At 62.7% G+C, this 10,242-nt stretch carries 11 protein-coding genes, 2 tRNA genes and 1 pseudogene; 10 read left to right on the forward strand and 4 right to left on the reverse strand.

The genetic code is table 11. The annotated features are described in order from the left end of the window. Nucleotides 1-118: pseudogene (locus tag EN955_RS35175) on the forward strand (IS630 family transposase); the annotation flags it as partial. A 20-nt stretch (nucleotides 119-138) separates the two neighbouring features. Here EN955_RS35175 and EN955_RS31325 read toward each other — a convergent pair. From EN955_RS31325 to EN955_RS34965, 4 genes are all read right to left on the reverse strand, one after another. After that, entirely contained in the window at nucleotides 139-1,161 is a 1,023-nt protein-coding gene (locus EN955_RS31325) for an aldose epimerase family protein (protein ID WP_024501271.1), read from the reverse strand. 92 nt (nucleotides 1,162-1,253) lie between these two features. Further along, the gene (locus EN955_RS31330; RefSeq protein ID WP_013531228.1) at nucleotides 1,254-2,711 is read right to left on the reverse strand and encodes an NAD-dependent succinate-semialdehyde dehydrogenase; all 1,458 of its coding nucleotides are present in this window, start codon (nucleotides 2,709-2,711) and stop codon (nucleotides 1,254-1,256) included. 190 nt (nucleotides 2,712-2,901) lie between these two features. Further along, nucleotides 2,902-3,852 (reverse strand): AEC family transporter, encoded by a 951-nt coding sequence (locus EN955_RS31335; protein ID WP_024501272.1) that lies wholly within the window; start codon nucleotides 3,850-3,852, stop codon nucleotides 2,902-2,904. A gap of 70 nt (nucleotides 3,853-3,922) precedes the next feature. After that, nucleotides 3,923-4,156 (reverse strand): hypothetical protein, encoded by a 234-nt coding sequence (locus EN955_RS34965; protein WP_032898557.1) that lies wholly within the window; start codon nucleotides 4,154-4,156, stop codon nucleotides 3,923-3,925. A gap of 20 nt (nucleotides 4,157-4,176) precedes the next feature. Between EN955_RS34965 and EN955_RS35720 the strand changes: the two genes are divergently transcribed. From EN955_RS35720 to EN955_RS31380, 9 genes are all read left to right on the forward strand, one after another. Continuing rightward, nucleotides 4,177-4,428, forward strand: coding sequence for a hypothetical protein (locus EN955_RS35720; protein WP_024501274.1), 252 nt, complete (start codon nucleotides 4,177-4,179; stop codon nucleotides 4,426-4,428). A gap of 3 nt (nucleotides 4,429-4,431) precedes the next feature. Continuing rightward, on the forward strand, nucleotides 4,432-4,980 hold the full coding sequence (locus tag EN955_RS31345) for a histidine phosphatase family protein (protein WP_024501275.1): 549 nt from the start codon (nucleotides 4,432-4,434) through the stop codon (nucleotides 4,978-4,980). Nucleotides 4,981-5,208: 228 nt separating this feature from the next. Next, nucleotides 5,209-5,283, forward strand: a tRNA-OTHER gene (locus tag EN955_RS31350). Between the two features lies 1 nt (nucleotide 5,284). Further along, nucleotides 5,285-5,351 (forward strand) — tRNA-Ile (locus EN955_RS31355). Between the two features lie 345 nt (nucleotides 5,352-5,696). After that, on the forward strand, nucleotides 5,697-6,839 hold the full coding sequence (locus tag EN955_RS31360) for a slipin family protein (RefSeq protein WP_024501276.1): 1,143 nt from the start codon (nucleotides 5,697-5,699) through the stop codon (nucleotides 6,837-6,839). Between the two features lie 230 nt (nucleotides 6,840-7,069). Next, nucleotides 7,070-7,351, forward strand: a complete 282-nt coding sequence (locus EN955_RS31365) for an acyl carrier protein (RefSeq protein WP_010909964.1) — start codon at nucleotides 7,070-7,072, stop codon at nucleotides 7,349-7,351. Between the two features lie 56 nt (nucleotides 7,352-7,407). Continuing rightward, entirely contained in the window at nucleotides 7,408-8,598 is a 1,191-nt protein-coding gene (locus tag EN955_RS31370; protein WP_024501277.1) for a beta-ketoacyl-ACP synthase, read from the forward strand. 43 nt (nucleotides 8,599-8,641) lie between these two features. Further along, a complete protein-coding gene (locus tag EN955_RS31375; protein WP_013531223.1) occupies nucleotides 8,642-9,919 on the forward strand; it encodes a beta-ketoacyl-ACP synthase in 1,278 nt (425 codons plus the stop codon). Between the two features lie 36 nt (nucleotides 9,920-9,955). Then, a partial coding sequence (locus EN955_RS31380; RefSeq protein WP_164769935.1) for an alcohol dehydrogenase catalytic domain-containing protein occupies nucleotides 9,956-10,242 on the forward strand: 287 nt, incomplete at its 3' end.

A 10,242-nucleotide genomic window follows, 5' to 3' on the forward strand; every position in this document is an offset into this window, starting at 1 on the left:
TCAGAAACGCACCGTCGAGGACACGTGGCGCCACATCGGCCACCTCGTCGAAACCATCGAGGCAGCCGAATGCAAAAACTACTTCGCAAAAGCCGGGTACGCTTCCGTCAAAACGTGAAACGCTCTAAGGTCGGAAAACTAGGGCAGGCGGAACCTGTATTCCGTGACGTGGTGGTAGATCGCGCCCGGCCACAGCGTTGCTTGCGGGAAATAAGGCCGGTTCGGCGCGTCCGGCCAAATCTGCGGCTCCAGGCAGAAGCCGCAAAAGGCCTTGTAGTTCCGCGCTTCCAGCCCGGTGCGCGGCGTCACATACTGGCCGGTATAGAGCTGGACGCCGGGCTCGGTGGTCCAGACCTCCATCTCGACACCGGAACTGGCGCCTTGCGTCCATGCCGCCTGCTTGAGCGGCCCGCGTGCCGAAGCAAGGCAGAAATTCTGGTCGTAGGGCAGTTGATCACCCTCGGTTTCCATGCGCAGCGGCCGCGCCTGGCGGAAATCGAATGGCGTGCCGTCAACCGGCTTGACCACGCCTGTGGGGATCATGTCGCCATCGACCGGCAGGTAGGCGCCGGCATTCAGCATCATCCTGTGGTCGAGAATGTCGCCTGCGCCGCCATCATCCAGGTTGAAATAGGAATGCTGGGTGAGATTGCACAGCGTCGGCTCCTCGCAGGTGGCGGTCAGCTCGACGCTGAGCGTGCCGGGGATCTTCAGCCGGTAGGTGCAGGTGACGTCGAGCGCGCCGGGAAAACCCATCGTGCCGTCGGGATCGTGCAGCGTCAGCGTGACGAAATCCCTGCCATGCAAGGAAACCGTCCACGCCCGGTGGGAGTAACCTTGCGAGCCGCCATGCAGCGTATGCTTGTCGAGGAAGTTTTGCTCGGTCTGGTAGCGGCTGCCGCCAATGGTGAAGCGGCCGTCGCGGATGCGGTTGGCATAGCGGCCGACGACCGCACCGAAGAAGGCCGTATCCGTCTCGTAGCCTTCCAGACTGTCGTAGCCGAGCACCAGCGGAGCATCGTGCCCGGTCAGGCGCAAATCCTGGATGATCGCGCCCAGACCGATGATGTTGGCTGTGATGCCGCCGCCCCTGATCGTGAAGCGACGCACCTGCTCGCCAGCCTGCGTCGTGCCGAAAACCTCGCCGTCCTTCATCGCCATGCCCGTAAATGCCAGTTGATCCAGAAGACTTCGGCTGGTTTTTCCATGAGAGATGGGCAGGCCATCGGCCTCCCCATCTCAGGGATAGCCTATCAGAGGCCGAGGCCGCCGATGCAGACATATTTGGTGTCGAGATAATCCTCGATGCCCTGATGCCCGCCTTCTTTGCCGAGGCCGGATTCCTTGACGCCGCCGAACGGCGCTTCCGGCGTGGTGATGAGGCCTTCATTGACCCCGACCATACCGTATTTCAGCCCTTCCATCACTCGGAAGGCGCGGCCGAGGTCACCGGTGTAGAAGTAGCAGGCAAGGCCGAATTCGGTGTCGTTGGCGAGGGCGACGGCTTCCTCTTCGGTCTCGAACTTGAACACCGGTGCGACCGGGCCAAAGATCTCTTCCTTCATGAAGCGCATCTTGGGTGTCGCGTTGGCGATGACCGTCGGCTGGAAGAACGAACCGCCGAGCGCATGGCGCTTGCCGCCGGCAACGATCTTGCCGCCCTTTGATGTGGCGTCGGCGATCAGTTCCTCGACCTTCTCGACCGCCTTCTCGTCGATCAGCGGCCCCTGCTGCACGCCGTCCTCGAGGCCGGAGCCGACCTTCAGCGCGTTGCTGGCGGCAGCGAGCTTCTCGACGAACTTGTCATAGACACCTGCCTGGACAAGGAAGCGGTTGGTGCAAACGCAGGTCTGGCCGGAATTGCGGTACTTGGCGGTGATGGCGCCGGCGACGGCACGCTCGAGGTCGGCGTCGTCGAAAACGATGAACGGCGCGTTGCCGCCGAGTTCCATCGACACCTTCTTGACGGTGACCGACGACTTCTGGATGAGAAGCTTGCCGACCTCGGTCGAGCCGGTGAAAGTGATCTTCGACACCAGCGGATTGGCGCAGATCTCGTCGCCGATCTCGCTGGCCGAACCGGTCAGGATGTTGACGACGCCCTTGGGGAAACCGACTTCCTCTGCGAGCGCGCCCCAGGCGAGACCCGAATACGGCGTCTGCGACGCAGGCTTGACCACGGCGGTGCAGCCGGCGGCGAGCGCCGGGCCGAGCTTGCGGGCCAGCATCGAGGACGGAAAATTCCACGGCGTGATGGCGGCGATGACGCCAACCGGCTCCTTGGTCACCAGGATGCGGCGGTCCGCCCATGGCGACGGCACGACGTCGCCATAGGTGCGGCGACCTTCCTCGGCGAACCACAATATGTAGGACGCGGCCGAGCCGATCTCCCCTTTCGATTCGAACAGCGACTTGCCCTGCTCGATGGTCAGCAGTTCGGCCAGTACGTCCTGATTGTCCATCATCGCGTCGTGCAGCTTGCGCAGCAGCTTCGAGCGCTCGAGCGCGGTCGTCTTGCGCCAGGTCTTGAAAGCTTCCGCGGCGGCTTCGATGGCGCGGCGGGTCTCGGCCTTGCCCGACTTCGGCACGGTGCCGATCTTGAGACCGGTGGCCGGGTTGTTGACGTCGACCGTCTGGCCGCTGTCGGCCTGCACCCATTCGCCATTGATGAGATTGGCCTGCCGCATGAAATGGCTGGTTTTCTGAAGCATGCTATCCTCCGTTCGGCGCCCTGACGGGCGGGTCTGTGAAATCTTCGGTGCGCGTGCGCCATGGACTGAGGCCGGCACGCCGGAGCCACTGCTCTTTACCGAGGGCAAGGCACGCAAGCAATCGCAAGATGGCATATAGGGCTTGGGCCAGAGCGAGACGAGAGCAGGCTGACGTGCTTACACCGATGCCTTACCCGAAAACGTACAAGACAACAGTCAGCCAGAACGCGGTGGTGACGGCGGCGCAGGCCGTGGCGAGGGTCATCTGGTTCGACGCCAACGCCTGGCCGGTGTTGAACTGCACCGCGATCAGATAGGAATTGACGCCGGATGGCATCGCGGCCACCATCACCGCCACCTTGGCCGTCAAGGGCGGCATGCCGAGCAACCAGACGAAGACCAGCACCAGCGCCGGCATCAGGAACAGCTTCAGCACCGAAAGCGCCAACGCCGGCCGGACATTGCCCGATATGCCGAAACGGCGCAGGCTGAGCCCCATGGCGAACAGCGCCACTGGCCCGGCAGTGTCAGCCAGCGTATCGACCAGCCGCGTGGCAAGGTTCGGCAGCGGCGCGCCGGTTAGGCGCCAGGCCAGCCCGGCCAGGATACCGATGATCAGGGGATTGGTGAACAGCCTTCTCAGAAAGCTCTGGACGATGCGCAGCGGGTGTACGGGCTCACTGCCACCGCGGCCAAATATCTCGAACATGATGATCGAAGCCATCATCATGGTCGGCAGATGCACGGAAACGAGCAGCGACAGCACTTCGAATCCCCTCGACCCGAATACGCCGAGAATGAAGGGAATGCCCAGCAGCACCACGTTCGAGAAGGACGACGACACTCCACCGACGATGCCTGCGCGTGCGTCCCGCCCGAAAATCCGCGTCGTCACCAGATGGCCGGCAGCCCATGTCATTGCAACCGCCGTGAAGTAAGCGCCCCACAGCGGCCAAGGCGCCACGCCGTGGAAGTCGGACTTCACCATCGTCTGGAACAGCAGCAGCGGCATCGCCACGTTGATGGCAAATTCCGAAATCCCCTCGCCGCTCGCCCGCTTCAGATAGCCGGTGAGCCCGGCGAGGTAGCCGAGCGCGACAAGGCTGAAGACGAAAAGAACGGTTTCGGTGAGCGGAGACATTTTTACCGTGAGGGGCGGGTTTCCCGTGATAGGCGAGCCAGGACCGCGACGCAATCGCGCCTGAATTTGATCATCGTCGGCTGGCAGCGTTATAGAGGGCTTGGATCATCAGGGCGGACACGAACGACAAATGGCCTTTGTCCGACTCTCGAACCTCAGTCTTTTGCAGCGGGCATGGCTGACGGCTTTCGTCGCCGCACTGCTTTGTCTTGCCGCGACCGCGCTTGCAGTTGCCGAGACGAAAAGCGACGCGCGCAGCGTCACCGATCGAGGCCGCATTCACGGCGACGCTGAAGGTATTCACCAGGGAAGCCTTCCGATGCAATGGCCTTCGCGCAGAACAATCTCGGGGATGTCAGCTGGAATCGGGCCAGCTATGGCGGCGGCAAGGCCGAATATCAAAAGGCGATCGGATTCTTCGAGAACGCCAAGCAGGGTTTTACCGAAGCCGGCTACACCATGCCATCCCTCTCACCGTCTACGCTTCTCGCCCACCGCGCCTTGTCTTTCGGCCGGCTTTACCGTCCCTATATGTCCTGCCACCGGAACCCCTTGCCGGGAACCGCAGAAGGATAGCGGATGATTCGATTTGCCTTGGCGTTGTTCCTGCTTGTTGTTCCCGGCGTGGCGCACGCCACGGATGCAGGCTGGGCGCTGCTGCGCGATGGCGGGCATGTCGTGCTGCTGCGTCATGCCATGGTCACCGGCACCACCGATCCGGCCAATTTCGACATCGACAGCTGCGCCACCCAGGTGAACCTGTCAGCGCGTGGCAAGCAGCAGGCGAGCAAGATCGGCGCTCTGTTTGCCGCGCGTGCTGCACCGATCGAGCGCGTGCTGTCCAGTCGCTATTGCCGCTGCCTCGACACCGCGCGCATCGCTTTCGAGGCCGAGCCGGAGTTGTTTGCGCCGCTTGATCTCCTGAAGAGCGATCCGGCCGAGAAGGCAGCACAGCTCGACGCGATCCTGAAGGAAATCCGCGCCTATTCCGGCTCTGACAATCTGGTCATGGTCACCCATCTGGAAGACATCGTGGCACTGACCGGCGTTTCGCCACGCGAAGGCGAGGCCGTGGTCGTCGAGCCGCAGGGCGATGGCCTGCGCGTGCTCGGCCGGGTAACTTTTTAGACGCAGCACTCCATCGCTGACGCCGGAAGCAGTGTTGCCGAAATGCCACCGCTGCAAGAAGCCGCAAATTGGCCATGACAATGCCGCTTGCGACAACCCGTCGCAGGGTCTATAGGCGCGCTCCCGGTCACGAAAACCGAAGCGAGCACAACGGTTGGAGCTTTCGTATCCGCCCGTGCAGGCGGCTTTGCCGCCCTGTATACGGCGCCGCTTTGGCGATTGGGGATCGCGGATGTAGCTTAACTGGAAGAGCGCCGGATTTGGGTCCGGAGGTCGCAGGTTCGATTCCTGCCATTTGCACCACGGATAGCTCAGTTTGGGTAGAGCATCAGACTTATAATCTGACTGTCGAAGGTTCGATTCCTTCTCCATTTGGCCTTGAAAAGCCATCCGAAAAACGGTCCGGGGACTGGAATGTGAAAGACTGCACGGGTGACCCAAGCCCTCGGGCGCGGATCATCCAAGCGTCTTTCGCCATCGGCTCGCGGCCAGGTCCGCGGTGACGATCAAGGCGCAGCGTCGCCGGCAAGGGAGGCCAAGGCCTTCGGCGCCCGCTTCGCTGCCCCGCGATCCGCTCCCGAAGGCCCGCCACGGATTGATGCCACCAGTCCCCGGATCATTCGTGCCCGGACTACGACGTGAAACGAGAAACGAAAGGAACGATCGACGCATGACTTGACGCCTCGCATGGGGCCATGCCCGACAGGAGTAAGACAATGACCATTCTCGACAAGGTTCTTGGGCGCGAGCGCGTCCTCGTAAAGGAAAACGAACGTGCCCTCACCCTCCACAAGGGGGAAATCAAGACTGTCCTGCTGCCGGGCGAGCACTGGCTCGCCAATCGGCGCGGCAGCCTTGAAGTGTCCCGGCACGATCTGAAGAACCCGGAATTCGTTTCGGCATACGAGAAGGCGTTGTTCGACAAGCTCCCGGATGTGGCCGCGCGTCATTTCACCGTCGTTCGCACCGGGCGCACGGATGTCGCCGTCATCGAGCGTGACGGCAATCTGCACGCCGTGCTGGCACCGGACCGCAAGCTCGTGCTGTGGACGGATGCCGGCCCGTGGAAGGTGACGCTGATCGACACGTCAGTCGATCTCGCCATCGATGCGGCGGTCATGCGCCGGCTCGGCCAGGCCCGGAAGGCGGAATTGATGTCCGTCCATCCGGTCGTCGATGGTCAGGCCGGACTGCTGTTCATCGACGGTGTCCTGGTCAGGACGCTGACGGCGGGCGTGCATGGCTTCTGGAACGTCGGACGCATGGTGCAGATCAAGGTCGTCGACCTCAAGCGCCAGTCGCTCGACGTTGCCGGGCAGGAAGTGCTGACCAAGGATCGCGTGACGATCCGCGTCAACATCGCAGCCGAATACCGGGTCGTCGATCCGGTCAAGGCGGTCAGCATGGTGAAGGACTTCTCCGAAGCCCTCTACCGCGCCCTGCAATATGCCTTCCGCAAGACGCTTGGCGCGCTGACACTCGATCAGATCCTCGAAAAGAAGGTGACGGTCGATGAGGAAGCGGCAGCCAAGGTCCGCGCCGACATGGCCGAGATCGGCGTGGAGGTCAGCGATATCGCGCTCAAGGATGTCATCCTGCCGGGCGAGATGCGCGAGATCCTCAACCAGGTGGTGTCGGCCGAAAAGCAGGCCGAGGCCAACATCATCCGTCGCCGCGAGGAGACGAACGCGACCCGTTCCCTCCTCAACACGGCCAGGGTGATGGCGGAAAACCCGGTGATGCTGCGGCTGAAGGAGCTCGAGGCGCTGGAAACCATCGCCGGCAAGGTCGAGCGGCTGACCGTCCACAACGGAACGGGCGGGCTGCTGAACGATCTGGTCAAGCTTCGCGACAGCTGATGCATGTCGCCAAAAGTGTTCCGCTTTTGGAAAAACGACACGCATCGAAATAAGGCTGACGTCGCGTCAACAGAAGGGCCGCCGGGTAAACCGGCGGCCCTTCTTGCGTTTCGAAGGAACCCTACCCATCTGCGCCCGGCGTATCAGGCCTTTTCCTGCCGGAAAAAACCGATTAGACAGCGCCCAAACAAGATGCGGACAGATTCCGCCCGCAACCGAAGGAAAAGCCCTTGTCCACCACGTTCGACAAAGTCGCCAAGATCATTGCCGACACCAGCGAGATCGATATCGACACCATCACGCCCGAGAGCCATACGATTGACGATCTCGGCATAGACAGCCTCGATTTCCTCGACATCGTCTTTGCCATCGACAAGGAATTCGGCATCAAGGTGCCGCTGGAAAAGTGGACCCAGGAGGTCAATGACGGCAAGGCTTCGACCGACGATTACTTCGTCATGAAGAACCTGTGCGCCAAGATCGACGCTCTGGTCGCCGCCAAGACTGCCTGACGTCAGTTAAGCGCACGATCTTGACGCGCTCTGCCGCCTGACCCACAAAGCCGCACATGAGCAGCCCCCGCGACGTCGTCATATCAGGTATCGGCCTTGTCTCCTCGCTGGGGGAAGGCCCTGACGCCCACTGGCAGAAGCTCGCGCAACCGGGCCCGCAGCCGGTGCTCGAAGCGACGCGCTTTGCACCCTATACTGTCCATCCGCTGCCTGAGATCGACTGGAACCTGCAGATCGCCAAGCGTGGCGATCAGCGCCAGATGGAAACCTGGCAAAGGCTCGGCACCTATGCTGCCGGCCTTGCACTGGACGACGCCGGCATCAAGGGCAATGACGAACTCTGCGCGACCATGGACATGGTTGTGGCGGCGGGCGGCGGCGAGCGCGACGAGGCGGTCGATGCCGCCATTCTCGCCGCTTCGGAAAGCCGCAATGACCGCGATGTACTGCTCAACGAGAAATTGACCACCGAATTGCGCCCGACACTGTTTCTGGCCCAATTGTCCAACCTGCTCGCCGGCAACATCTCCATCGTCCACAAGGTCACCGGTTCGTCCAGAACCTTCATGGGCGAGGAAGGTGCCGGTGTCGCCGCGGTTGAAACGGCCGCCGCACGCATCCGCTCGGGTCAGTCGACGCATATCCTGGTCGGCGGTGCCTTCCAGACCGAACATTCCGATATGCTGCTCGGCTATGAACTCGCCGGCTATCTGCATCGCGGCCCATGGAAGCCGGTTTGGCAAAGACAGGGCACTGAGGGCGGTGGCGTCGTGACCGGCTCCGGCGGCGCCTTCCTGGTGCTGGAGCAGCGCGAACACGCGATGAGCCGCGGCCGCAAGATCTATGCAGAACTTGGACCGGTCGTCTCCGGCCGCGCCCGGCGGCCACGGGGAGAACTCGACGCCGAGATCGCCGCACTGCTCAAGCAGGCTGCATTGCCGAACGGCAAATTGCTGACCCTGTCGGGCGCATCGGGGGCGCATGCGGCGACAACAGCCGAGAAGGCAGCGCTCGATGCCAATCCGGCGATCGCCGCGCGTGGCTTCTCGACGCTGACCGGGCACATGAAGGAAGCACAGTTTCCTTTCGCTGTGGCACTGGCGGCACTCGCTGTCGACCGCAAGGCCGCCTATCCTGTTTTTGATGCCGCAGCCGAGACGCCGTTCGAAGGCGTTCCCCAATCCGTCCTTGCAACGGCGATCGGCTATCACCAATTCGAGGGCATGGCGCTGGTCAATGCCGCGTAACGCGGCTCCATGACCCATGCTGCAACGATAAGAGGGCTCCCGGATGGCCAATCTCAGAGATCACATGGGCAGGCCGATCGTCGCCGTCACCGGCATCGGCGTGGTGACCTCGCTTGGCGTCGGCAAATCAGACAATTGGGCGGCACTGACCTCCGGCAAGTCGGGCATTCACCCGATCACCCGCTTTCCCATCGATCAATTGAACACCCGCATCTCCGGCATGGTCGATTTCCTGCCGTCGAGCTCGAAGGGCGCCAGCCCACTCACCTATGAGCTAGCCGAGCTTGCGGGCTTAGAAGCGGTGAGCGAAGCCGGTCTTGATTCCAGCGATTTCGGCGGACCGCTCTTCCTCGCATCGCCGCCAGTCGAACTCGACTGGGCCGAGCGCTTCTCGCTCTACAATTCTGACAAGGACAAGGATGACACCGCCGCCGAAAGACTGCTTCGGGTCGCGCGTAGCTTGAAAGAGCTGGATATTTTCGAGACCACCCAGTTCGGTTCGATCGCCGGCCGCCTTGCCGATCGCCTTGGCACGCGTGGTCTGCCGATCACGCTGTCGACGGCTTGCGCTTCAGGCGCCACCGCGATTCAGCTCGGTGTCGAGGCGATCCGACGCGGCGAATGCGACCGTGCGCTGTCGATCGGCGCGGACGGTTCCGCGACCGCCGAGGCATTGATCCGTTTCTCATTGCTTTCGGCGCTCTCCACGCACAACGACATCCCCGAAAAGGCGTCGAAACCCTTCTCCAGGGATCGCGACGGCTTCGTGTTGGCCGAGGGATCCGGGGCGCTGGTGTTGGAATCGCTTGAGACGGCATTGGCTCGCGGCGCGACTATTCTCGGCGTCCTGGGCGGTTGCGGCGAGAAGGCCGACGACTTCCACCGCACCCGCTCCAAACCGGACGCTTCACCGGCCATCGCCGCGGTCCGCGCCGCCCTCGTCGATGCCGGACTGGGTGAAGACGAGATCGACTACGTCAATGCCCACGGCACCTCGACGCCCGAAAACGACAAGATGGAGCATCTGGCGCTGTCGACGGTGTTCGGCGAGCGGATCGGCTCTATGCCGGTCTCGTCGAACAAATCGATGATCGGTCACACGCTGTCGGCGGCGGGCGCTGTCGAGGCGGCTTTCTCGCTGATGACGATGCGCGAAAGCGTCATTCCGCCGACCATCAACTATGACAATCCCGACCCCGCGATCGTGCTCGACGTGGTGCCGAACAAGAAGCGCAACGCCGAGGTCCGCACCGTTCTGTCGAGCTCCTTCGGCTTCGGCGGCCAGAACACTTGCCTTGTCATGGCGCGGGAACCGGTCTAAGCGACCTTTTTCAGCCAGACTGAACCGACAGGCCCCATGCGCGCATTGCAACTTATAGAGGACCGCCGTCTTGAGACGGTGGACCTGCCGCCTCCTCCACCGCCGGCACTCGGCGAAGTCACGCTGCGCATCAAGGCAGTAGCGCTGAACCATATCGACGTCTGGGGCTGGCGCGGCATGGCCTTCGCCAAGCGCAAGCTGCCGCTGGTCGTCGGCGCGGAGGCCTCCGGCGAGGTCGAGGCGGTTGGCCCCGGCGTTTCCAGCCTGCTGCCCGGACAATTGGTGTCGATCTATGGCGCACGCACCTGCGGCCTCTGCCGAGC

Origin of the sequence: Mesorhizobium sp. M7A.F.Ca.CA.001.04.2.1, from assembly GCF_003998485.1 — a bacterium.
GTDB classification, from domain to species: domain Bacteria; phylum Pseudomonadota; class Alphaproteobacteria; order Rhizobiales; family Rhizobiaceae; genus Mesorhizobium; species Mesorhizobium ciceri.